Source organism: Flavobacterium sp. CFBP9031, assembly GCF_034044945.1.
Classification (GTDB): Bacteria; Bacteroidota; Bacteroidia; order Flavobacteriales; family Flavobacteriaceae; genus Flavobacterium.
In genome coordinates this window covers 688,725-713,236 of the sequence record NZ_JAXCWF010000001.1, presented here as the reverse complement: position 1 = coordinate 713,236, position 24,512 = coordinate 688,725, and the positions used below count along the sequence as shown (strand labels likewise).

The following is a 24,512-nucleotide window of genomic DNA, read 5'->3' as shown; positions in this document are numbered from 1 at the left end:
AAAGTATAATGAAAGAGTTTTACAATGATGTTGAAGATGATGCTGAAGATCTTGATCTTAAACAACAATTAGAAAAATATTTAGTTCATTGGCGTTGGTTTTTACTGAGTATTATAATAGGCCTACTGTTGGCTTTTTTATATTTAAGATTTTCAACAGCTTATTATGAGGCTTCAACTACAATACTTGTTAAGGATGAGAAAAAAGGTGGGATGCTTTCAGAACTTTCCGTTTTTTCAGATTTAGGTTTGGGATCAAGTATGAAAAGTAATCTTGATAATGAAATTGAAATTTTAAAATCAAGAACTTTAGTAGAAAGTACCATTTTGAAACTTAATTTAAATGTTGCTTTGTTACATGAGAAAAATTTTATCGAACGTGATATATATGACGAAGCTCCAATAGAAATTCATTTTGTAAATAAAATGCAATCGTTTAGAGAGGCAAATATTAATCTTAATTGCGAACTAAGAACTGCTGAAACTTTTTTATTGGTAGAGAAAACTGAAAACAAGGAAAGCTTTATAGAATCGCCTAAGAAAGAATTTAGATTTGGAGAAAAAATTTTTACGAAAATAGGAACTTTAGTAGTAAACAAAACATCTTTTTTTTCTGATTTTTATTCAAATGGGGAGAAATCTATCTCCATTTTGATAAAACCATTAGATGATTTAACAGAAGATTTTAGGAAAAAACTCAAAGTAGAACCTATTAGTAAAACCAGTAGTGTGGTTAGTATTTCAGTTTCAGATCCAGTCGCTAAAAAGGCTGAGGAGTTTTTAAACAATATGGTTGAGATTTATAATGAGAGTTCAAAACAAGATAAAAATTTCATTTCAGAAAACACCTCTAATTTTATTGCAAACAGACTTGCTCTGATTACACAAGAACTTGATGGAGTAGAACAAAATGTTGAGAGCTTCAAAAAATCAAATCGACTAACTGATATTGAATCTGATGCAAAGCTGTATGTTGAAAGTTCAAATGAATATGATAAAAAAGGAGTTGAAACTGAAATTCAGTTTAACATAGTTTCTTCGTTGCTTGATTTTATTAAAAAAAGTTCAAACTCAGATTTGTTACCTTCTAATCTAATTTTAGATAAAGGAGATGCATCTAATTTGATTAGTTCCTACAATCAACTGGTTTTAGATCGTAATCGAGTTTTAAAATCGGCAACAAATGAGAATCCAACGGTTGTAAAATTAGATCAACAAATAAGTTCTTTAAAACTTAATGTTGCAGAAAGTTTGAATCGGATGCAGTCTAATTTGCAAATTCAAAATCGTGATCTAAAAACCAAAGAAGGGGTTTTGAATAGTAAAATTGGAAAAATTCCAGTTCAAGAGCGTCAATTTAGAGTGATAGCGAGGCAGCAAAAAGTAAAAGAAGAGCTTTATTTATACTTATTGCAAAAGAGAGAAGAAGCGGCAATTTCGTTAGCCGCAACTGAACCGAATGCTCGAATAATTGATACGGCAAAAGCAGAAAAGAATCCAGTTAGTCCAAAGAAAAAGATAATTTATCTAGCAGGAATTTTATTTGGGATATTGTTTCCGTTGGGTATTATTTATGCAGATGATTTGTTAAATTCTAAAATTAAAAGCAGAGATGATTTAGAAGGGAAAACGCAAATTCCATTTATAGGCGATGTACCTAATTGCGAGGATGTGTCAGAATTAATCCAGCCTAATAGCAGGAGTAGCTCTGCAGAAGCGCTTCGTATTGTTAGAACCAATCTTGGATTTATGCTGAATAAAGATGAAGTAGGTAAAGCAAAAACGATATTTGTAACTTCAACTTTTGCTTCTGAAGGTAAAACATTTATTTCGACAAATTTAGCAGCCAGTTTTGCATTGTTAGAAGAAAAGGTTTTGCTTATAGGTATGGATATTAGAAGTCCAAAACTGAATGAATATATTAATCTTCCCTCTGAAGGGCTGACAAATTATTTGTCTTCAAGCAATAAAGAAATTGAGGATTATATCGTAAAGCATGATAAATATGAGAATTTTTATATTTTGCCTGGAGGAATAGTTCCACCAAATCCACCTGAATTGTTGACGAACAAAAAAGTAGATCAGCTATTTGAAAAACTAAAAGCAGAATATGATTATATAATAGTAGATACTGCTCCGGTTAGTCTCGTAACGGATACATTGCTTATAGCAAAAAATGCTGACACTTTTGTTTATGTAATGCGTGCCAGATTTTTAGAAAAACGAATGATATCTATTGCAAACAGATTTTTTAGAGATAAAAAACTTCCTAATATGTGCATTGTTCTAAATGATACAAATCCGAAAGGAATGTATAGTTACGGTTATGGAGAGAAATTGGAGAAAAGGGGGTGGCTTAAAAAAATTATCAGCTAAAATAAAAAAAACGGCTCAAAATATTTTGAGCCGTTTTTTTTTGCAAAACAATTGTATCTATGTTGTTAATTTAATGTTTCACAAGAATTGACGTAAAAATAGTATATAGCAATAATTAAAATACTATTTTCGTCATTTAGACTAAAAACAAATCTTATTCAGACAAAAAGCTTAAAAATGAACTTTTTACAAAACCTATCACAATATCGTTTTTCGCGTTACTCTAAACTATTATTTGTGTGCTGGGATCTTTTATTATTAAATTTTGCTGTATATCTATCTGCTATGACAAGATTTGGAGATACAGAGAAGCTTTTTTTAAAAGACGAAAAAACGATTTCACTATTAGCTAACTTGATCTGGATTGTTTTACTGATGCAAAAAGACTCTCATAGAATTATAAGGATAGAATATATTGAATCAATTTTAAAAAGAACAATTAAAAAGATTCTTATACATGTCGCCTTAATAGTCTTTTTTGTTGTTTTTTTAAAATATACAGACATTTCAAGGCTTAGGTTGTTATATTTTTACCTGCTTTTTTTTACTTTACTAATGATCTCCCGCTATATACTAATGAAACTCTTAAAGTATGTTAGAGCTAAAGGATATAATTTTAAAAAAATCATTATTGTAGGAGCTAATGAAACAGGAGAAAAGATGCGGAAAATACTAGCTAAAGATCTAACATATGGATACAAATTTTTAGGTTTTTTTGATCAAAAGAATGAATTAGAAAATCAATCTATTCCAATTATCGGAGGATTTGATGATGTACAAGACTTTATTATTAGAGAAAAAGTAGAAGAAGTGTATGTAGCTTTGCATATAGATAATATTAAAGTAATAAATGAGTTAACAAAAGTATGTGAGCAAAACTTGGTCAGAATTAAATTTATTCCTGATTTTCAGTTGTATACAAAATCTAGTAAGGTTGAAGTAGCTTTTTATGAAAATACACCTGTCTTAATGCTACGCCCTGAACCTTTAGAATTAGCAATAAACAGACTTATAAAAAAAATCTTTGATCTTTGTTTTTCTGCACTAGTTATAATTTTGATCTTTCCCTGGCTCTTTCCAATAGTGATGATAATTATAAAATTGGAATCAACAGGGCCTGTGTTTTTTAGGCAAGATCGTTCTGGTCGAGACAACAAATCATTTTCATGTATTAAATTTAGAAGCATGTACCTAAATGATTTGGCACATGATAAACAAGCTAAAAAAGGAGATTTGCGTATAACAAAATTTGGAGCCTTTATGCGTAAAACAAGTATTGATGAGTTACCACAATTTTTTAATGTCCTTTTCGGAAATATGTCTGTAGTAGGTCCACGGCCTCATATGATCAATTTAGCCAAAGAATATGGAGAACTAATAGATAATTATTCGGTTCGCCATTATGCTAAACCAGGAATTACAGGTTGGGCACAAGTAAATGGTTATCGAGGAGAAACAAAAAAGCTTTCTGATATGCAAAATAGAGTAGAATCCGATATTTGGTATATAGAAAATTGGAGTTTGCTATTAGATGTTAAGATTATAATTAGAACAATTATGAACATTATTAAAGGCGAAGAAAATGCTTATTAGCAAGTTCTATATCGTTGTATTTTTTTTTAAAATTTGAAAAAGGAATTGTTTGCAATTACTTCTTTCAAAATGGAAACATCCCTAATATTTACCTTTTGCTCAAAAGATTTAACATGCTTATTGTGATGGACATCAGTTCCTGCAAAATCATACATTCCTTTTTTGAGAATTTGTTCGGCTATTTTGTTAATTTCACTTCCGTAATAACCGACAACTGAAAGTAAGTTTAACTGAAATCGGCATCCCGCTTTTTTTAATTTATCATATTCATTAAAGTTTTTATGATAAAATAAATATCTTTCAGGATGAGCCAAAACAGGAATATATCCTGCTACTTGTAGGTCAAAAAGCGTTTTATAAAGCTGTATTGGAGCATTCATATAAGACATTTCTACCAATACATAATTATCTTTTAAAGTTAAAAGCTTTTCACTTTTAAAGTGATTCTCAAACCAGTCGTCCATAAAATATTCTGCAGCTGCTTTAAGAGGAATATTTATATTTTCATTTGTTATAATCTGTTTAGTTTCTATATAAGAATTGATAATAGTCAAAGGAGAGTTATCCCAAAGATAGTGGCTAATATGTGGAGTTGTAATAAATTGAGATACTCCCAATCCCTTTAAAGATTTAATAAGCATTTTAGTATTGTCAATAGTTTTTGCGCCATCGTCAATTCCTGGTAACAGGTGAGAGTGAATATCGACAAAGTTACCGCCTAGCAGATCTCTTAAAAAAGGTTTCGATTTGAAAAATGATAACATAGTACAAAAAAGGTTTAGCTCAATTCATTATGCTGCAAAAATAATCTAGAATTTGTAATAAGACATTTTAGATTTATGTTATATTTGATTTTTAGTAAAAAAGTAAAAAATTATGAAAATAAAAGAGAATTTGTTTGATCAGCGTATTATTTCTATTGATGCTTTGCGTGGAATTACCATTTTTGTAATGATTTTTGTAAATGAGCTTGCGAGTATTCAAAATGTGCCACAATGGTTAAAACATATGCCTGCAGATGCAGATGCAATGACTTTTGTTGATTTAGTTTTCCCTGCTTTTTTATTCATTGTCGGAATGTCTATTCCGTTTGCTTTTAATGCCAGATTGATAAAAGGTGACAGCCCGAAAACAATTTGGACACATACTCTTAAAAGAGCCATTGCTCTTATTGTAATTGGCGTTTTTATGGTCAATGCCGAATATGGCTACGACGCTTCTAAAATGATAATCGCACCTGCGTTTTGGGGGCTTTTAGCCTATGCGATGCCAATTCCGATTTGGAATAAATATCCAAAAGATTTTCCTTTATGGTTAAAAAGCATACTTCAATACGGAGGGATTTTAGTTCTAGTAACACTGTATTTTTTATATGTTCAAGAAACTGGAGATCGAGGAATGACTCCAAAATGGTGGGGAATACTCGGATTAATCGGTTGGGCGTATCTTTTTACAGTAGTTTATTATTGGTTAGTTTCTGGAAATTTATGGGCAATGATTGCATTTTTAGTTTTTTCTGTTGCAATGAATTCGCTTAATCTAACAGAAAATTCTTTTGTACAAAATACTTCTTGGTTGAGTTTTATAGCTGGACATTTAACGCATGCTTCTTTAGCTTCAGCAGGAATAATAGTTTCGTTATTGTTTTTTGATCGAAAAATCAGTTCCAAAATCAACTGGTCTGTAATTGGTTTTGTTGCGCTATTTACAATCACGGCTATTTTGCTTCGTCCTTACTTTGGAATTTCAAAAATTAAAGGAACACCATCGTGGACAATGTTTTCGGCAGCAATATGTACCGTTTTGTTCTATTTGTTGTATTGGTTGATGGAAGTTAAAAAACAAACCAAATGGAGTGAATTTTTTATGCCTGCAGCGGCAAATCCGTTATTGATTTATATTTTGCCAGGCGTGATTTATTATTTCTGTAAAGCGTTTAATCTTCATATTATTCCCGGATATTTTAGAGAAGGAGTTCCTGGAATTATTTGGTCTTTAGTATTTTCTATCATTATGCTTTATGTTATGAAAATCTTGAATCGATATAAAATTCAGCTGCACCTTTAATTTTTCAAGTTTCAGGTTTCAAGTTTCAGGTTTCAAGTTTCAAGTTTCAAGTTTCATGTTGTTGAACTTAACCGCAAAGAGCGCAAAGATATACACAAGGTTCGCAAAGTTTTTAAAGCTTTGTGAACTTTGTGTTTGTAGTGAGTGGAACATAGAACAAAAACTTGCGTATTTTGCAGAAAAAAACACAATGTTTCAAGTTCCGGATAAAACTTGAAACCTGAAACCTGAAACAAAAAAACTAAAAACTCACCGATTTTATCTTCAGAACAGAACCTGAAGTAGGATTGTAATTGACAAAATTAAGCTTGCATAAATTATGAATGTTTAAAAGTTTTCCGTCAGGGAGTTCATCTTGTCTGAAATCTGACCATAGAATTTTTATTGTAGAAAAGCGTTTAGGAGAAGCAGGTATAGAAACTCTTGGATGTGAACCTCCGTGCGCACAACCGGTGCCTTCTTGATTGCCCTCTCTCGCTTGCAGTTTTATAATTTGTGTAGATTGATAAGTAATTTTGAGGTATTTAGAATCGTCTGAAAGATTTGCGGGAATTCCGTCATTGGTTTCAGAGGGAGTAATCGTGACATTCAATTCTATTTCACCCTTAGGGTTGTCATTTGTTGTAACGCTAACCATTCCATTTTGTAGGCGGAATTTATTCAGCATGTCTTCATTTTCTACAGAAGGCCCAGCAATGAACCATTTGTTTGTTTTTACAAGATTTATTTCATTTTTCTGATAGGTTGCTGAAAAGCCAAAGAGCATAATCAACGGAAGAAAAAGACAATAGCGAAACATAGCAAAGATTTTCAAAATCAAATAATTTAGCATTTCAAATATAACTTTTTATGTAATTCAGATTAGCATAAAAAAATGATTGATATTCTTAATAAAATTCTAAATTTGTAAGAGGGTGTTTTTAAAATATTGTGTGTGAATGGTTTAAAAAATAAATACATTGTAGTTTTATTTTTAATTGGATCGTTTTGTCAAGCTCAAAATGATAGCACAAATGTGGGTACACGAGATATTTTGGATGTTATTCATCGAGTTTTTGATAAGCAGGACACCATTCGTCCAGAAAGAAATAAAAAACTAGCTTTTTCCTTATTGCCGGTTCCAGTTGGTGTTAATTCCAGCACAGGTTTGGTGGTTTCTTTTCTGACAACATTTTATTTAGGAGATCCCAAAACAACCAGAATGTCTCAGGTTACTTTTTCGCCTTATTTTAGTTTTACTAAGCAATTTGTATTTCCAATTCAGTCTTACATCTATTCAAAAGATAATAAATGGAGTCTTATTGGAGATTATCGCTACATGATTTATCCCCAAGATACTTATGGATTGGGCGAAGACAATTCAGATAAAGAAATGTCAACGCTCGATTACCAGCAATGGCGTTTTTATCAGTTTATTACCAGGCAGGTTATTGGAAATTATCGTTTGGGAGTTGGCTTTCTTTTAGATAATTATAAAAATATTTCGGAAGAATCATATATAGAGGGAGAAACCGATTATTTCAAATATATGAATGGCGATTACTCTAACGAGACTTCGTTTGGTTTTGCCTTGCAGGGACTTTACGATTCGAGGGAAAACATTATTAATCCCGAAAAAGGTTTGTATATAGAAGCCGATTTTAGAATAAATACCAGTGGAGTAGAAGGAGACAAATGGCAATCTTTGTATTTTGATGCTCGAAAATATCATTCTTTCAGTAAAACCAAACATCGAGTTTGGGCTTCAAGAGCTTTTTACTGGTCAACGTTTGGCGGAAAACCGCATTACTTAGATTTGCCAAGTATTGGTTGGGATCGTGAAGGCAAAACAGGACGTGGATTTACCAAAAATAGATACCGAAGCAATGCTCTTATTTATTTTGAAACCGAATACAGGACCGACATAAGTCGAAACGGATTTTTTGGTGCTGTTTTTTTTACTAATATTTCTTCGGTTTCTAAGTTAGATACCTATCAATTTAAAAAATGGAATCCTGCGGTTGGAACAGGAATTCGTATTAAATGGAATAAACGCAATGGCAGTAATTTGGCATTAGATTACGGAATTAGTAAAAACGATTGGTCATTGCGTTTGGGGTTATCAGAAAATTTCTAACTTCGGCCAAAATCTACAGACTCAATTTTTCATGCAGTTATCGGTTGTCATTTTAAATTATAATGTGCGTTACTTTCTAGAACAATGTGTTTTAAGTGTTCAGGAGGCAATTGTGGTAATCGATGCAGAAATTATTGTGATTGATAATAATTCATCAGACGAAAGTGTTTTGATGATGAAAGAAAAATTTCCAGACGTTAAATTGATTGAAAACAAAGAAAATTTTGGATTCCCAAAAGGCAATAATATTGGTGTTCGTCAAGCGAAAGGAAAGTACATTTGCATTTTAAATCCGGACACCATTGTTGCAGAAGATACTTTTACGAAGATTTTGGCTTTCGCCGAAGGGCAAAAAAAACTCGGAATTGTTGGCTGTAAATTAATTGATGGAACAGGGGAGTTTCTTCCAGAAAGCAAACGCGGAATTCCTTCGCCTTGGGTTGCTTTTACCAAAATTTTCGGATTGTATAAAGTTTTTCCTAAAATCAAACTCTTCAATCAATATTACGCACAGCATTTAGATGAAGACGAAACGGGGGAAGTAGATATTCTCGTTGGCGCTTTTATGCTTTTGAAAAAAGAGCTTTATGAAGATTTAAAAGGTTTTGATGAAGATTGTTTTATGTATGCTGATGATATCGATTTATCGTATAGAGCATTGCAAAAACAAAAGGTAAATTTTTACTTTCACGAAACTACAGTTTTGCACTATAAAGGAGAAAGCACCATAAAAGACGAAAAATATATGAAACGTTTTCAGGAAGCTATGAATTTCTTTTATCAGAAGCATTTTAAGAAATCACTGTTTTTTAGTTTCTTCATCCAAATCGGAACTTGGTTTTTCTCTTTTGTAAAAATGTTTCAAGGCAAAACAAGAATAAAACCAAATCCAGAATTGCATGTTTTTTATTCTTTAAATGAAGATTTGTCTTACAAAATGGCCCTAATTTTAAAAAATAAAGTCCAGTTTTTAAAAATCCCGAAAGAAAAAATGGTAAATTCGTGCCTGATTTTTAAGGGAAAAAACGTCGAAATAATTTTGGATAATCAGTACATTTCATTCAAAAAATGTATCGAAATCATAGAAACTATTAAAGATAAGAGTATTACTTTTAAAGTTTTGCCTAAAAATACCCATTTTATTATTGGAAGTAATTCCAGAAATGACAGAGGGCAAATTGTAAAAATCGAGTAAAAAATTATATTAAATGAAATTTATGTTTAAAATATTCATTAATTTCGCAATCTGAAAATCAAAAACATCTTTTAGATTAACAATATGGCAAGATTTGAATTAAAGCTTCCTAAAATGGGAGAAAGTGTCGCTGAAGCAACTATTACAAATTGGTTGAAAGAAGTTGGAGACAAAATTGAGGCTGATGAAGCTGTACTCGAAATTGCAACAGATAAAGTTGACAGCGAAGTGCCTAGCGAAGTATCAGGAATTTTAGTTGAGCAATTGTTTGGTAAAGATGATTTAGTGCAGGTAGGGCAAACTATTGCTATTATTGAAACTGAAGGCGGAGAAACAGCAACTCCAGAAGCTGCAAATACGGTTCAAGAAACTGCCGCTCCTGCAGAAGCTGCAGAAATCGAAAAAACAATCGAATCGGTTAAAGAAACGGTAACTTCTCAAGATTTCTCAGGATCAGATAAATTCTTTTCTCCATTAGTAAAAAATATTGCAAAAGAAGAAGGTCTTTCTTTAAACGAACTCGAAAACATTCCAGGTTCTGGAAAAGATGGACGTGTGACTAAAGAAGATATTCTAAAATATGTAGAAGCTCGTAAATCGGGATCTATTCAAGCTCCGCAAACAATTGAAGTTGCTCCAAAAGTTGTTGCAGAAACTCCAAAAGCTGAAGCTCCAAAAGCAGTTGAGCCAGTTGTTCAAAAAAGCCAGCAGGCAGTGCCGGTTTCTGTAAATGGTGGTGACGAAATTGTTGAGATGGACAGAATGCGTAAACTGATTTCGGGTTACATGGTAGCATCGGTTCAGACTTCGGCTCACGTGCAATCTTTCATTGAAGTAGATGTAACGAATATTGTAAAATGGAGAGATAAAGTAAAAGCAGCTTTTGAAAAAAGAGAAGGCGAGAAACTGACTTTTACTCCAATTATGATGGAAGCAGTTGCAAAAGCTTTAAAAGATTTTCCAGGAATGAACATTTCTGTTGACGGAGATTATATCATTAAAAAGAAAAATATCAATTTAGGAATGGCAGCAGCATTGCCAAACGGAAATTTAATTGTTCCTGTAATTAAAAATGCAGATCAGTTGAATCTTGTTGGAATGGCTAAAGCGGTTAACGATTTAGGAAACCGTGCAAAAGCTGGAAAACTAAAACCAGACGATACGCAAGGTGGAACTTACACAGTAACAAACGTTGGTACTTTTGGAAGTGTTTTCGGAACGCCAATTATCAATCAGCCTCAAGTTGGAATTCTAGCGCTTGGTGCTATTCGCAAAGTGCCTGCGGTAATTGAAACTCCAGAAGGTGACTTTATCGGAATTCGTCAGAAAATGTTCTTATCGCACTCTTACGATCATAGAGTTGTAGATGGTGCATTAGGAGGAAGTTTTGTGAAAAGAGTAGCAGAATATTTAGAAGCTTTTGATGTAGATAGAGATTTCTAAAAATAAAGTACAAATAAATTCAAATCCGACAGGTTTAAAACTTGGCGGATTTTTTGTTTTGTAAGAAAAGAATTAAGCAGTACTACGCAGACTTACTAAAAGCTTGTTTTTGAAAAGTTAAAATTGATTAATTGAAAGCATTTTTCGACAAAAAAAATCAGAATAAAGAGAGATATTCCGCTTTAAAAATTACATTTGTAAACTTATAAAAATTAGAAATGGAATTAAAACTTAACAAGCCAATTTGCTTTTTTGATCTCGAAACAACGGGAATTGATATCGGTAAAGATAGAATCGTAGAAATTTCAATATTCAAAGTTTTTCCAAACGGAAACAAAGAAAGTAAAACCTGGTTGGTTAATCCAACAATTCCAATTCCTCCACAAACAACTGCAGTTCATGGCATAACAGACGAAAAAGTAGCCAATGAACCCACTTTTGCAGAACTGGCTCCGCATATTCATAATATGATAAAAGACAGTGATCTTGGCGGATTTAATTCAGATCGTTTCGATATTCCGCTTTTAGCAGAAGAATTACTTCGCGCAGGAGTTGATTTTGATATGAAGAACAAAGTTTCTGTAGATGTGCAGACTATTTTTCATAAAATGGAAGAGCGTACTTTAAGTGCTGCTTTGAAATTTTATTGTGGAAAAAGTTTAGACAATGCGCATTCGGCAGAAGCGGATACAATGGCAACTTACGAAATCTTGAAAGCGCAATTAGATCGTTATCCAGAATTAGAGAACGATATGAAATCTTTGTCTGAATTTACGACACGTAAAAAAATCGCCGATTTTGCAGGAATGATTGCTTTTGATCAAGATGACGAAGAAATTTTTACTTTTGGAAAACATAAAGGAGCTAAAGTGGAGAAGGTTCTAGAAACAGAACCAGGGTATTTCAGCTGGATTCAAAATGCTGATTTTCCGTTGTACACCAAAAAAGTCTTGACAGCAATTAAATTAAGAAAATTAAATACTAAATAAGTTTCTAAGATGCTAAGATTCTGAGATTCTAATTTTTTTAGATTCTTAGTATCTTAGCATCTCAGTATCTCAGCAACTTAAAAAAGAATGAAAATTATCTGTGTCGGCAGGAATTATGCCAATCATATAGAAGAGTTGAAAAACGAACGCCCAAGCGAGCCAGTTGTTTTTATGAAGCCAGATTCGGCGGTTTTGTTGAAGCAGCATCCTTTTGTTATTCCGGAGTTTTCTGAAGATGTTCATCATGAAGTTGAAATAATCGTAAAGATTAATAAGGTAGGGAAATATATTGAGCCAAAATTTGCTCATAAATATTATGATGAAATAAGTGTTGGAATCGATTTTACTGCTCGAGACCTGCAAAGTAAATTGAAAGAAAAAGGACTTCCGTGGGAAAAAGCCAAGGCATTTGACGGTTCTGCAGTTATTGGAGATTTTTTGCCAAAAACTGATTTTGTTTCTATGGAAAATCTTAATTTTGAATTAAGAAGCAATTCAGAAACAGTTCAAAAAGGAAACTCAAATATGATGCTTTGGAAAATTGATGAATTGATTTCTCACGTGTCTCAGTTTTTTACCTTAAAAATTGGAGATATTATTTTTACAGGAACGCCTGCAGGTGTTGCGGCTGTAAAACCAAATGATGTTTTAGAAGGCTTTTTAGAAGATAAAAAATTATTCAGAATACAAGTAAAATAATGGCTTTAAAGTACAACCTTTCGAAAGTTTATGCGCTTTCAGATAATGACCCTGAATTTGTAAATCAAATTTTAACCTTATTTGTTACAGAAGTTCCAGAAGATTTAAAACAAATTAAAGAAGGAATAAAAAAGAAGGATCATAAATACGCCTATTCCTATGCTCATAAAATAAAGCCTACACTTGATTTGATGGGGTTAAATGTGGCTTTTGAAGAAATTTTGCAGGTAGAAGCTTGGACAAAAGCTGAAGGCAAGAAAAAAGATATTATCGAAACTTTTAAAAGTATTAAAGTGCAAGTAAAAGAAGCGATTAAAGAAATTAAAAAAGATTTTGATCTTTAATATAAAATTTGACTTATTCCTGTTTTTATAAAAGGAATAAGTCAAAACATTTTTTAAATTTTGTAAACGGGCTTATAGTTTGTAAAAGCCGTTAATACCTTCCTCCTAGACAAAATTTAATTTTCTACTTATAAATTATTAGCTTATTTATTTAAGAGACACAAATATTTCACTGATTATGAAAGCAGCAATTATTACTATTGGAGATGAAATCTTAATTGGTCAAATCGTAGATACAAATTCGGCTTTTATTGCCAAATCACTTGATAGAATTGGAGTTGAGGTGGCAGAAATGCTGTCAATAAGCGATGACAAAAAACATATTTTAGGCACTTTTACGCAACTACAAAACAAAGTAGATGTTGTGATTGTGACAGGTGGATTAGGGCCAACCAAAGATGATGTAACAAAGAAAACTTTCTGTGAATACTTTGATGATGAGTTAATTGTAGATCAAAAAGTTTTGGCGCATGTGACGGAATTAATTGAAGGATTTTATAAAAGACCCATTTCTCAATTGAACAAAGATCAAGCTCTTGTTCCGTCAACCTGTACTGTTTTGCATAATAAAGTTGGAACTGCGCCAGGAATGTGGATGAAGAAAGAAAATACCGTATTTATTTCGCTTCCGGGAGTTCCGTACGAAATGAAATATCTGGTAGAAGAAGAAATAATTCCTAAAATTGTCCGCGAATACAAACGTCCTTATATCATTCATAAAACCATTTTGACGTATGGGCAAGGAGAAAGTTTAGTTGCAGAACGTATTGAGCAATGGGAAAACAACCTTCCTGAATTTATAAAATTGGCTTATTTGCCCAATCCAGGGCGAGTTCGTTTGCGTTTAACTGCTCGCGGGACTAATAAAGAGGAATTAGAAGAAGCGATAGAAAGTAATGTGCAGTCCTTGGATGCCATCATTCATGATATAATTGTAGGTTACGAAGAGAATGAAACAATTGAAACAGTAATTGGTAAGTTGCTTTTGAAACAAAATAAAACCATCTCAACAGCAGAAAGTTGCACAGGTGGAAGAATTGCATCATTATTGTCGGCTGTTCCAGGTTCGTCAAGCTATTTTAAAGGAAGTATTGTTTCTTATGCGACAGAAGTTAAAATAAATGTTTTGGGAATACCGAAAAATTTAATTGATCAATTTTCGGTCGTTAGTGCTGAGGTTGCATCGGCTATGGCTTTGAGTGCTAAAGATTTGCTAAAAACCGACTATGCGCTAGCAACGACGGGCAATGCAGGTCCATCAAAAGGCGATTCTGATGCTGAAATAGGCACTGTTTTTATTGCTTTGGCAACACCAGACGGGGTAATTGTCGAGGAATTTAACTTCGGACAACCTCGTGAAAAAGTGATAGATAGGGCGTCTGTCAAGAGTTTGGAAATATTACAGAAAGAAATTTTAAAATTTGTGCAATAATTTTTTGCTACAATGGTTTATTTTTCTTTTCTTTGCACCCTGATTTTGAATAACGATAAAAGATAAGTATAATGTCAAGAGTTTGTGACCTTACAGGTAAAAGAGCGATGGTAGGAAATAACGTTTCTCACGCTATGAACAAAACTAAGAGAAAGTTTTCTGTAAACTTAGTTAAAAAGCGTTTTTATCTTCCAGAAGAAGATAGATGGATTACTCTTAGAGTAGCAGCATCTACGATAAAAACAATTAATAAAAATGGAATCACTGCTGTTTTGAAAAAAGCACAGTCAGAAGGATTTATCAAATAATCTTTTCCTAAATAAATATATAGCAAGATGGCAAAGAAAGGTAATAGAATCCAAGTAATTTTAGAATGTACTGAACACAAAGCTTCTGGTGTTGCAGGAACTTCTAGATATATTACAACTAAGAACAAAAAAAATACTCCAGACAGATTAGAGATTAAAAAATTTAATCCAGTTTTAAAAAGAGTAACTGTTCACAAAGAAATTAAGTAATAATTAGAGATTTTGATTAAATCTCAAATGGTTTTTCATTTGAAGATTTAATGAATTTCAAATAACATTTGAATCATGGCAAAGAAAACCGTAGCATCGTTACAAACATCTTCTAAGAGATTATCAAAAGCCATCAAAATGGTAAAATCTCCTAAAACTGGTGCGTATACATTCGTAGAATCTATTATGGCTCCTGAAGAAGTTGATGAGTTCTTGAAAAAGAAATAATTACAATTACATTATATAGAAAAGCTACTTTCTTTCGGAAGTAGCTTTTTTATTACCTATATTTGTCTAAAAATTTAAAGAATCGTAACAATTGGCCTTTTTTGGTAAAACAATTGCGCTTTCTTTAAAGATTTGGATTTCTTGCATGAAAATCAAGAAATCTAGTAAATCTAAATAATCTACAAAAAATGAGTTTTTTTAAAAAATTATTCTCTACCGAAAAAAAAGAGACTTTAGACAAAGGTCTTGAAAAAACGAAAACTACTTTTTTCTCGAAGTTAAGTAAAGCCGTTGCAGGGAAATCTAAAGTTGATGATGATGTTTTAGATAATCTGGAGGAAGTTCTTGTGGCTTCTGATGTTGGGGTAGATACTACTTTGAAAATTATTACAAGAATTGAAAAGCGTGTTGCTGAAGATAAATATCTAGGAACAGAAGAATTGAATCAAATTCTTCGTGATGAAATTGGTGCTTTATTATCTGAAACGAATACAGGTGAGGCAACAGAATTTGAAATTCCGAAAGATAAAAAGCCTTACGTTTTAATGGTTGTTGGAGTAAATGGAGTTGGAAAGACTACAACAATTGGTAAATTGGCTTATCAATTTAAAAAAGCGGGGCATAATGTTGTTTTAGGTGCTGCAGATACATTTCGTGCTGCTGCGATTGATCAATTGCAAGTTTGGGCAGATCGTGTAAATGTGCCTATTGTAAGACAGCAAATGGGAAGCGATCCTGCTTCTGTAGCTTTTGATACTTTACAATCTGCAGTTGCTCAAAATGCTGATGTTGTAATTATTGACACAGCTGGACGTCTTCATAATAAAATCAACTTAATGAATGAGTTGACAAAAGTAAAACGTGTAATGCAGAAAGTGGTTGCTGATGCGCCTCATGATGTGCTTTTGGTTTTGGATGGCTCTACAGGACAAAATGCTTTTGAACAAGCTAAACAATTTACGGCAGCTACAGAGGTTACTTCATTAGCTGTTACAAAATTGGATGGAACAGCAAAAGGCGGTGTGGTAATTGGAATTTCAGATCAATTTCAAATTCCTGTGAAATATATTGGTGTTGGCGAAGGAATTGAAGATTTGCAAGTCTTCAATAAATATGAATTTGTAGATAGCTTTTTTAAATAATTAATAATGAAAAATATATCAGCTTTAACTTTTTATTTTGCTAGTGTAATATCTTTTGTTCTGGCAAATGTTTTAAAGGATAAAAATCTTTCGGTATATTATGTTTTATTGGTTCTAGGGATAGTTTTATTCTTTTTAGGTGTTCTTAAAAGAATACGTTCTAATCGATAAATATAATTGAAAATTTATTGAGTCTTTAAATAGGATTCGTTTAGGCGTTTCTATTTAAGGATTCTTTTTTATTGGTAATGCCTGTTTTGAAAAATAGTTGAATGTGTTTTCGATTTTTATTTCTTTTGAGGATTATAAGGTTATCTTTGTAGTCTGAGAAAATCTTCTTTTGAAACCGGAAGCCTAGCCATGATGGGAGCGGTATCCTTTTGTGCCTGGGTTCGGCGCAAAAGATACAGCGGACAGCAGGAAATAGCTCCTAATTCTTCAACTTCATTCAGATTAAAAAAGAATAAATTTTAATATTTTTATTTATGAAAAACACTTTTATAGTTTTGTTTTGTTCACTTTTATTTGTGAGCTGTAAACAGGAAATAAAACCTGCAGACCTCGCTAAATTAAATGGTTATTGGGAAATTGAAAAAGTGGTTTTTGAGAAAGGCGAGGAGAAGGAATATAAAATGAACGAGACTTTTGATTTTTTTCAAATTAAAAACAATAAAGGAGTTCGAACGAAAGTGATGCCACAATTTGATGGTACATTTTTGACAACAGACACTTTTGAGAATGTTTCGGTTCGTTTTACTGGAGAACAAGTTTTCTTAGATTATAAAACGGATTATGCAAAATGGAGCGAGGAAATTATTTCGCTCTCTGATGACAAATTGGTGGTTAAAAATCCACAAAAAATTGAATATCATTATAAAAAAGCTGGACCAGTAAACCTTTTGAACGATGGCGAAAAGACTAAATAACGAAAGCACGATTAGTGCTGTATTACAGCAGATTATTCAAGTGAATAAATTGCAGCCAGGTATGGATCAAATTGATGTTCGTGACGCTTGGAAAAATCTTATGGGGAGCGGGGTCAATACTTATACTCGAAATGTTGTACTGAAAGGCAGTACACTTTATGTAGAATTAGGTTCGTCTGTTCTGCGCGAAGAATTAACTCATGGAAAATATAAAATTGTTAAAATGATTAACGAAGAATTGGGACGCGAGGTAGTAAAAGATGTTGTTTTACGCTGATTTCATTTGATTTTTTTTAATAAGATTAACTTTAAAAATAAGTAACACTTCTATTGTGAAGTGTTTTTTTTTGCGATACATTTGAGCGTTATTTTTTGTAAGTAGCATCTTTTAGTAACCCAAAAACAATTAAAAAAAACAATGAAAAAAATTTTACTTATTTTAACCGTATTATTTGCTTTAACTAGCTCTGCACAAAAGAAAAAAGTTGCTGTTGTCTCTTTTTATACAGATAAAACAATAGATCTTTCTGAGCTTGGTTTAAATGGTTTGGCTGCAGTGACAGATTTAGGAAGTAATCCGAATTTTAACTTATTGCCAATTTTGGAGAAATATCATAATGCATTTTTTAATGATTATTCGAAAAAATTTCCTTTTGATTTAATTCCTGAAACGGAAGTAACTCAAAAACAAGAATATATTGATTACGTTCCTCATTTTGATAAAGAAGGAGATGCTGGAAAATATATTATCAACTATCCTGGATACAAATATATTTATGAAGGAATAAATGGTTCTGCAAACGAAGTGGCTACAGCAACTATGTTTAAAGATAATGCTGATGGTGTTTTGTTTACTGAAATTCATTTTGCTGTAGTAAAAGGATTCGCTGTTGGTGGAACAGGAACTATTAAAATGAAAGCTTATGCAAGAATTGCTTTGTATGACAAAAATGGAAAAAAATTGTTTGCTTTCAATGAAGGAGCAACATCTAAGAAAACTGGAACAATTGTAGGAGGTATTCCTGTTTTATCTTTTGATAAAGTATTGCCAATGTGTGAGAGTGCATTAGATGAGCTTTTGAAAGATTTAGATGGAAGAATTGAGAAAATGGTAAAAAAGACTGCTAATACTCTATAATCAGTTCGTAATAAAAATAAAAAACCCGCTTCAATTTGAAGCGGGTTTTTTTGTTTGATTTGTAATTCTTATTAGAATTGCTCTCTTCCTGCAAAGTGGAATGCGCTTTCGATAGCAGCGTTTTCGTCGCTGTCAGATCCGTGAACTGCATTTTCTCCAATTGAAGTAGCGTATGCTTTACGAATAGTTCCTTCAGCAGCTTCAGCTGGATTTGTAGCTCCAATTAAAGTTCTGAAATCTTCTACTGCGTTATCTTTCTCTAAAATAGCAGCAACAATTGGTCCGCGAGACATGAATTCAACTAATTCTCCGTAGAAAGGTCTTTCTGCGTGAACTGCGTAAAATGCTTTTGCATCTGCTACAGTTAATTGAGTTAATTTTAATGAAACGATTTTGAAACCACCATTAGTAATCATTGCTAAGATATTCCCGATGTGTCCGTTTGCAACAGCATCTGGTTTAATCATTGTAAAAGTTCTATTTGTTGCCATTTTATATTTTATTAAATTTTGTGCAAAAGTATACTTTTTTTATGAATTGATTTTAATTAATTCGTAATTAAAACATAGTAGAATAATGTTTTAACCAAGAATAGGCTTTTTTTTGAGTCATTATGTAGAGATGCACTGCAGTACATCTAACAAAAAGTAAATGTTTAATGAAAAAAGACGCACTGCTGTGCGTCTCTACAATTATGTTTCTCTCTATATATCGTGTAAAAATTAGACTTTAAAGATTAATTTGTTTCTGTAGAATACCCACAAAATAAATGTCCAGATTGCAACGTATGTTAATGCGCCTGCCAAAGAAGCAGTCATTGGATTGCTAAAAAATGGTGCAATTCCGAAACGGTATAGATAGTCTAAAAGGTTAATTTGTTCGCCAGAAAGTGATGGATGCTGAAAACGAATGAGTACCAAAGCTTGAGGAATAATTTGTGAAGCAAAGAAAACAATCATTGGATTTACTCCCCAAATAACAAATAGTTTAAAGCCTTTTTTGAATTCTCTTATGTCAATTATATAATATAATGCTGTAAGACAAATTGTTGCCAATCCTGTTGTATATAAAACGTAACTGCTTGTCCAGATTGATTTGTTTATTGGAAAAACTAAATCCCAGATTAAACCGAAAAAAACTAACGCAGTGCCGATCGTTCCCATTCTTTGGGCTTTTTGGATTTTAGTTACATTAAGCAATAGAATTTGTCCGATGAATAAACCAATAATGCCGTTTACAATTGATGGCAAAGTACTTAAGATTCCTTCTGGATCCCAAGTATTGGTTTCATGGTACATATGTCCTTTCAAGAAAATGCTATCAACCCAAGCGGCTAAATTAGTGCCTCTCTCTAAATTTGCTTCTCCAAAACCAGGAACAGGAATTAAAGTCATAACTGCCCAATACCCTAGAAGTAAAATTGCTCCCGTAATAATTTGAGTTTTTCGAGATGTCTTTAAATATAAAAGTGAAACGACAAAATAGACTACTGCAATACGCTGTAAAACTCCAGGAAGTCGAACATCTTGATAATTTTCAAATCCGCCGTAGGCTAAAATGAGATAAATAGCCAATATGCCAAATGCAAAAATGTTTTTTAGTCGCGTGCTAAAACTTCCCATCAAAGCATAACCAACTGCAAAAGTAATGACCAATCTTCCAATTAGAAGCGGAATTCCGTCTAATCCAAAAAGCTGAATTTTTCCGAAGAAATTAAAGAAAATCCCCAAACAGAACATTCTTAAAGAACGAATCAGGATTTTGTTAAACGTTGTTTCGTCATACTTTTTCTCTGGCATTGCAAGCGGTACAGCAACTCCCATTATAAAAATAAAAAACGGAAATACAAGGTCGGTTGGTGTACAGCCATTCCAGTGCGCGTGTAAAAGCGGAGGATAAACATTTCCCCAATCTCCTGGATTGTTTACAATAGTCATCAATAGAATTGTCAGTCCGCGAAAGACATCAAGCGAAATTAATCGATCTCTTACCATTAGGTTAGTTAGTTAATAGGTTATAAAATATAATTCTATTTGGTTTGAGAGAGTAAAGATTTAGAAAATGTGCTGGTTATTTGTTTCTAAATCTGTACTTTTTAATTTCTAAAGATAATTATTTTAGATTATTATGATGTCAAAATTATGTTCTAAAGGTTTTAATTTCTGAATTAAAAGCGGAATCAATTGCTCTCCTTTTTCTAAATAAAATTCAGAAAAATTGGCTTGGCGCTCTTGAAGGCTGTTATTTGGAAATAATTCGCACTGCAAATCGGTAACACGCTCCAATTGATCGGCTAGTTTTCTTTTTTGTGCTTTTAACAAACGTTTTTCTAGATTTTCTAAACCTTTCTTTTGTTTTACTTCTTGAGCTTTAACTGCTCCAGAAAAAGATTTATCGGTCTTTTCGGCCAATTCAAAAAGATAAGCAAACTGTTTTTCAAGCGCTTCTTTTTGAGGAGTTAAATCAATTGGAAACGGAGATAGTTTATGCGTAATCTGATTGACTAAATTCTCTGATTTATTGAATAAATCTTTCCAAGTTAAATTTAAATTATCGGCTTTTTTAACTTGTTTTTCGGTTGCTAAAAGAACTGAATTTCGAACTAATAATATTGGGAAGGTAATGTTTACTGCCTCAAAGAAAGCTTTTAATTCTAACCAATAAGCAATTTCCCCGCCTCCGCCAATGTAGCAAAGATTAGGAAGAATAATTTCCTGATATAGCGGACGCATAATTACATTGGGACTGAATTTTTCAGGATTGCTTTCTAATAGTTTTAGAATTTCTTCTTTAGAAAATGAAATTCTAGTGTTGTTAACTAGGTATTTATCATTTTCAAAAATGATTCTTTCGCGCAGTTTATCTTCAATGTAAAATAAATTTATTTCACGAGGATTTACTTGAACAGTATAGTCAGAAAGTGCTTCAATTGATTTTTGAACGGCTTTAAATGAAGTCTGATGTTCTAATTCTTCTTTTACAAACGGAATAAAAGCACGTTTTAAATTGGTATCGTCTGCATCTATAATTACTAAGCCATAGCTTGAAAAAAGCGCATTGGCCAAAAAGCGAGTTGCATCGGCTAGATTTTCGTGTTTTAAATACGCATTTTCAAAAAGCTTCTTAAGTGCATTTGCATTGGTGCTTGAACCTAATTCTTGAGAGTAAATTTCAAATAAATTCTCTAAGCCTTCAGTTGAAAGTCTTCCAACTGGACCAGTGCTTTCTGCATTCCAACGGATTTTTTTCCCTTTAAAATTAAAATAATTGATTTCTTCAAAATCGTGATCTTCGGTCGCCATCCAATAAACGGGAACAAAATTGTACGAAGGATATTTCGATTTTAATTCTTTAGTTAAATTAATCGTAGAAATAATTTTATATAAAAAATACAATGGTCCGCTAAATAGATTTAGCTGATGTCCAGTTGTAATGGTAAATGTATTTTCGAGTTTTAAAAGCGCAATATTATGTTGAGTTGACTCCGAAATTTCAATATTTTGATATTGTTTTTCCAGCGTTTCAACCAATGCATTTCTATTGTTATGATCAAAATTGGCTGATTTTTCAGCTATTTGTTTTTCAAAATTTTCTAGGCTTGGAAAATGGTTGTACAGCGGTTTTAACTCTGGTTTCTGATCTAAGTAATCTTGCATTAATTTAGAGAAATATCCAGAAGATTGAAAGCTGATACAGTCGGTTGGCATAATTTTAAATTTATTTTTGACAGCTGTAAATTTAATGAAAATATACAGGTAAAAACGCTTTTAACGAATGCTTAAGATTTGATTTTTAATTTTTGTTTTAAAGTACCTTAAATCAAGTTTTTAAATTGAAATAAAATTCGTGTTTTTAAAATGGAAAAAACATCAGATTTGTTAAAAAACGTATGATGTTTTAAAACTAATTCTTTGAAACATGAATTATTAATAATGAAACTATATTTTTGTAATCAAAAAAAAAGTTATATCTATTTTACATGAAAACTAACGAGAATAAAAAGAACTCTCTAAAACATGTTCTTTTTGGAAGCCTTATTGGTACCACAATTGAATTTTTTGATTTTTATATTTATGCCAATGCAGCAGTGTTGGTTTTTCCTCAATTATTTTTTCCTAGTTCAGATTCGACAATGGCGACTCTGGAATCTTTAGCCACTTTTTCTATTGCCTTTTTGTCGCGCCCTTTAGGTTCGGCATTTTTTGGCCATTATGGTGATAAGATCGGACGTAAGTTTACTCTTGTTGCAGCTTTATTGACAATGGGAATTTCGACAGTAACAATAGGATTTTTGCCAAGTTATGCGAGTATTGGTGTAGCCGCTCCGTTATTATTAATGCTTTGCCGATTCGGACAAGGTGTTGGTTTAGGAGGCGAGTGGGGAGGCGCTGTTTTATTGGCGATAGAAAATGCACCACCAAATAAACGTGCTTGGTACGGAATGTTTCCGCAATTAGGCGCTCCAATAGGATTATTGCTTTCTGGTGGAACTTTCTTGTTGTTGACAGATTCTATGAGCAATGAAGATTTTATGAATTATGGTTGGAGAATTCCTTTTATTGCAAGTGCATTTTTAGTGATAGTTGGTTTTTATATTAGAACTAAAATTACAGAAACGCCTTCGTTTGAAAATGCTAAAAAAGAGGAAGAAGAGGTAAAAGTTCCTTTTCTGGAATTAGTAAAATCATATAAAAATCAGTTGATTTTTGGAACATTCGCGGCAATAACAACATTTTTGGTTTTCTATTTAATGACTGTATTTACACTTAGCTGGGCTACTTCAGATTTAGGAATTGTAAAAAGAGACGGATTATTGATTCAATTATTTTCCGTATTGTTTTTTGCGCTTTTTATTCCGGTTTCTGCTGTTGTGGCCGACAAGATTGGTCGCCGCAAAATGCTTATCGTGGCAACTGCGGCTATTGCCGTTTTCGGATTTTTCTTTTCTTACTTTTTAAGTTCTGGAAATATCGTTTTGGTTACCATTTTTGCCTGCATCGGAATGTCGTTAATGGGCTTTACTTACGGACCTTTGGGAACTTTTCTGTCTGAATTATTTCCAACAAATGTTCGTTATTCTGGAGCCTCTTTGACTTTTAATATGGCTGGAATTTTAGGCGCTGCCTTTGCACCAATGATAGCAATTTGGTTGGCTAAGACCTATGATGTGAGTTATGTAGGTTTCTATTTAGTAACCGCTGCACTTATATCTTTAGTTTCATTTTTGGTCATTAGCAAAGACGAACATAAATTTTAAGTTATAGATTTAAAATATTTTAAAAGCAGTAATGTAAAAAATTACTGCTTTTTTTTGTTTGTTAGAAAAGTATTTAGATATTTGTCTAAATATATAAATGTAATGAATGATATTTTTAAAGCATTAAATGATGCCACTAGAAGAGAGATTCTCGATCTTTTAAAAGAGAAGGATTTATCTGCAGGAGAGATTGCAGACGCTTTTAATATTTCTAAACCGAGTATTTCACATCATTTGGATATTTTAAAACGGGCGGATTTAATTACATCTGAAAAAAACGGACAATTCATCATTTACTCCATTAATACCACCATATTGGAAGATGTTTTACAATGGATACTAACCTTTAAACAATAATAATATGAATCTAGAATTAAGAAAAGAACTCCCTATAATTGGAATTGTTTCGATTCCTTTTATTTATTTGGGAACAGTTTGGAATAGTCTTCCCGAGAGAGTTCCTATACATTGGAATTACGAAGGGCAAATTGACAATTTGGGAGATAAGATTAGTTTACTGTTTCTAGTTTTTATGCTTCCAGTTTTAATGTATGCTTTAATGACGGCAGCATCTAAAATTGATCCTAAAAAAAGAATTTCATTAATGGGGAGAAAGTTTTATCAGCTTAAATTTTTCTTGGTTTTATTTATGTCTTTGCTGGCTACATTTATTGTTTATATAACCAAAAATCAATCTTTTTCGAGTCCGGGTTTAATGTATGTTGCAGTTGGAATTTTACTAATAATTTTCGGAAATTATTTTAAAGTTATTCAACCGAATTATTTTATTGGAATTCGCACACCGTGGACACTAGAAAATCAGCAGGTGTGGAAAGCTACTCATTCCTTTGCAGGAAAATTATGGCTTGCGGCTGGCTTTATTTTCATCTTGGGAGGCTTGTTGTTTTCGGGATTTAATTTTTCTAAAATTTTTGTAGGTATTGGCGTTACCATTGCTTTTGTTCCTATTATTTATTCTTATTTTAAGTTTAAAAGTTTAGAAAAAAAAGAAAATAACCTTTAAGTAATTAAGCATCGAAATGAAAAAAT

General features: G+C 32.3%; 25 protein-coding genes. 20 read left to right on the top strand and 5 right to left on the bottom strand.

Features of this window, described 5'->3' with window-relative positions; translation table 11 throughout:
• Positions 1–8 precede the first annotated feature (8 nt).
• The gene (locus SOM12_RS03055; RefSeq protein WP_320492337.1) at positions 9–2,375 is read left to right on the top strand and encodes a GumC family protein; all 2,367 of its coding nucleotides are present in this window, start codon (positions 9–11) and stop codon (positions 2,373–2,375) included.
• Positions 2,376–2,552: 177 nt separating this feature from the next.
• Complete coding sequence (locus SOM12_RS03050; RefSeq protein WP_320492336.1) at positions 2,553–3,968, top strand: undecaprenyl-phosphate glucose phosphotransferase; 1,416 nt, start codon at positions 2,553–2,555, stop codon at positions 3,966–3,968.
• Positions 3,969–3,994: 26 nt separating this feature from the next.
• On the opposite strand, the gene SOM12_RS03045 is transcribed toward SOM12_RS03050, so the two are convergent.
• Positions 3,995–4,732: a tyrosine-protein phosphatase gene (locus tag SOM12_RS03045; RefSeq protein WP_320492335.1), complete on the bottom strand. Its 738-nt coding sequence runs from the start codon at positions 4,730–4,732 to the stop codon at positions 3,995–3,997.
• A gap of 112 nt (positions 4,733–4,844) precedes the next feature.
• On the opposite strand from SOM12_RS03045, the gene SOM12_RS03040 reads away from it, so the two are divergent.
• Positions 4,845–6,035 (top strand): DUF5009 domain-containing protein, encoded by a 1,191-nt coding sequence (locus tag SOM12_RS03040; protein WP_320492334.1) that lies wholly within the window; start codon positions 4,845–4,847, stop codon positions 6,033–6,035.
• A 241-nt stretch (positions 6,036–6,276) separates the two neighbouring features.
• Here SOM12_RS03040 and SOM12_RS03035 read toward each other — a convergent pair whose 3' ends face one another.
• Positions 6,277–6,834: a hypothetical protein gene (locus tag SOM12_RS03035; RefSeq protein ID WP_095931112.1), complete on the bottom strand. Its 558-nt coding sequence runs from the start codon at positions 6,832–6,834 to the stop codon at positions 6,277–6,279.
• 135 nt (positions 6,835–6,969) lie between these two features.
• Between SOM12_RS03035 and SOM12_RS03030 the strand changes: the two genes are divergently transcribed.
• The 14 genes from SOM12_RS03030 (at position 6,970) to SOM12_RS02965 (ending at position 18,205) form a co-directional block, all read left to right on the top strand.
• Positions 6,970–8,151 carry a hypothetical protein gene (locus tag SOM12_RS03030; protein ID WP_320492333.1) on the top strand — a complete coding sequence of 394 codons (1,182 nt, stop codon included), beginning with the start codon at positions 6,970–6,972 and terminating at the stop codon, positions 8,149–8,151.
• 31 nt (positions 8,152–8,182) lie between these two features.
• A complete protein-coding gene (locus SOM12_RS03025) occupies positions 8,183–9,346 on the top strand; it encodes a glycosyltransferase family 2 protein (RefSeq protein WP_320492332.1) in 1,164 nt (387 codons plus the stop codon).
• 84 nt (positions 9,347–9,430) lie between these two features.
• Positions 9,431–10,789: a dihydrolipoamide acetyltransferase family protein gene (locus SOM12_RS03020; RefSeq protein ID WP_095931063.1), complete on the top strand. Its 1,359-nt coding sequence runs from the start codon at positions 9,431–9,433 to the stop codon at positions 10,787–10,789.
• Between the two features lie 218 nt (positions 10,790–11,007).
• Positions 11,008–11,778: a 3'-5' exonuclease gene (locus SOM12_RS03015; protein WP_248727902.1), complete on the top strand. Its 771-nt coding sequence runs from the start codon at positions 11,008–11,010 to the stop codon at positions 11,776–11,778.
• A gap of 87 nt (positions 11,779–11,865) precedes the next feature.
• Complete coding sequence (locus SOM12_RS03010; protein ID WP_095931061.1) at positions 11,866–12,477, top strand: fumarylacetoacetate hydrolase family protein; 612 nt, start codon at positions 11,866–11,868, stop codon at positions 12,475–12,477.
• Positions 12,477–12,821, top strand: a complete 345-nt coding sequence (locus tag SOM12_RS03005) for an Hpt domain-containing protein (RefSeq protein ID WP_008468078.1) — start codon at positions 12,477–12,479, stop codon at positions 12,819–12,821. The genes SOM12_RS03010 and SOM12_RS03005 overlap by 1 nt, the downstream gene beginning before the upstream one ends.
• A 178-nt stretch (positions 12,822–12,999) precedes the next feature.
• Complete coding sequence (locus tag SOM12_RS03000; protein WP_320492331.1) at positions 13,000–14,253, top strand: CinA family nicotinamide mononucleotide deamidase-related protein; 1,254 nt, start codon at positions 13,000–13,002, stop codon at positions 14,251–14,253.
• A 71-nt stretch (positions 14,254–14,324) separates the two neighbouring features.
• Entirely contained in the window at positions 14,325–14,561 is a 237-nt protein-coding gene (rpmB, locus tag SOM12_RS02995) for a 50S ribosomal protein L28 (protein ID WP_008468080.1), read from the top strand.
• Between the two features lie 27 nt (positions 14,562–14,588).
• Positions 14,589–14,771 carry a 50S ribosomal protein L33 gene (gene rpmG / locus SOM12_RS02990; RefSeq protein WP_011963553.1) on the top strand — a complete coding sequence of 61 codons (183 nt, stop codon included), beginning with the start codon at positions 14,589–14,591 and terminating at the stop codon, positions 14,769–14,771.
• 75 nt (positions 14,772–14,846) lie between these two features.
• Entirely contained in the window at positions 14,847–14,999 is a 153-nt protein-coding gene (locus SOM12_RS02985) for a DUF4295 domain-containing protein (RefSeq protein ID WP_008468081.1), read from the top strand.
• A gap of 188 nt (positions 15,000–15,187) precedes the next feature.
• A complete protein-coding gene (ftsY, locus tag SOM12_RS02980) occupies positions 15,188–16,141 on the top strand; it encodes a signal recognition particle-docking protein FtsY (protein ID WP_095931059.1) in 954 nt (317 codons plus the stop codon).
• Positions 16,142–16,626: 485 nt separating this feature from the next.
• A complete protein-coding gene (locus SOM12_RS02975; protein WP_320492327.1) occupies positions 16,627–17,067 on the top strand; it encodes a lipocalin family protein in 441 nt (146 codons plus the stop codon).
• Positions 17,048–17,344 (top strand): DUF721 domain-containing protein, encoded by a 297-nt coding sequence (locus tag SOM12_RS02970; RefSeq protein ID WP_095931056.1) that lies wholly within the window; start codon positions 17,048–17,050, stop codon positions 17,342–17,344. Before SOM12_RS02975 ends, SOM12_RS02970 begins: the two co-directional genes overlap by 20 nt.
• Positions 17,345–17,485: 141 nt before the next feature.
• Positions 17,486–18,205: a hypothetical protein gene (locus tag SOM12_RS02965; protein WP_095931055.1), complete on the top strand. Its 720-nt coding sequence runs from the start codon at positions 17,486–17,488 to the stop codon at positions 18,203–18,205.
• 71 nt (positions 18,206–18,276) lie between these two features.
• On the opposite strand, the gene SOM12_RS02960 is transcribed toward SOM12_RS02965, so the two are convergent.
• The 3 genes from SOM12_RS02960 to bshC all read right to left on the bottom strand — a co-directional run bounded on the left by SOM12_RS02960 (position 18,277) and on the right by bshC (position 21,912).
• Positions 18,277–18,696: a nucleoside-diphosphate kinase gene (locus tag SOM12_RS02960; protein ID WP_012026941.1), complete on the bottom strand. Its 420-nt coding sequence runs from the start codon at positions 18,694–18,696 to the stop codon at positions 18,277–18,279.
• A gap of 231 nt (positions 18,697–18,927) precedes the next feature.
• The gene (locus SOM12_RS02955; RefSeq protein ID WP_320492325.1) at positions 18,928–20,199 is read right to left on the bottom strand and encodes an acyltransferase family protein; all 1,272 of its coding nucleotides are present in this window, start codon (positions 20,197–20,199) and stop codon (positions 18,928–18,930) included.
• Positions 20,200–20,322: 123 nt separating this feature from the next.
• Complete coding sequence (bshC, locus tag SOM12_RS02950; protein ID WP_320492324.1) at positions 20,323–21,912, bottom strand: bacillithiol biosynthesis cysteine-adding enzyme BshC; 1,590 nt, start codon at positions 21,910–21,912, stop codon at positions 20,323–20,325.
• Between the two features lie 272 nt (positions 21,913–22,184).
• On the opposite strand from bshC, the gene SOM12_RS02945 reads away from it, so the two are divergent.
• The 3 genes from SOM12_RS02945 (at position 22,185) to SOM12_RS02935 (ending at position 24,486) form a co-directional block, all read left to right on the top strand.
• Positions 22,185–23,462: an MFS transporter gene (locus SOM12_RS02945; protein ID WP_095931052.1), complete on the top strand. Its 1,278-nt coding sequence runs from the start codon at positions 22,185–22,187 to the stop codon at positions 23,460–23,462.
• Positions 23,463–23,564: 102 nt separating this feature from the next.
• Positions 23,565–23,819, top strand: a complete 255-nt coding sequence (locus SOM12_RS02940; protein WP_320492323.1) for an autorepressor SdpR family transcription factor — start codon at positions 23,565–23,567, stop codon at positions 23,817–23,819.
• 4 nt (positions 23,820–23,823) lie between these two features.
• Complete coding sequence (locus tag SOM12_RS02935; protein WP_320492322.1) at positions 23,824–24,486, top strand: SdpI family protein; 663 nt, start codon at positions 23,824–23,826, stop codon at positions 24,484–24,486.
• Positions 24,487–24,512 lie beyond the last annotated feature (26 nt).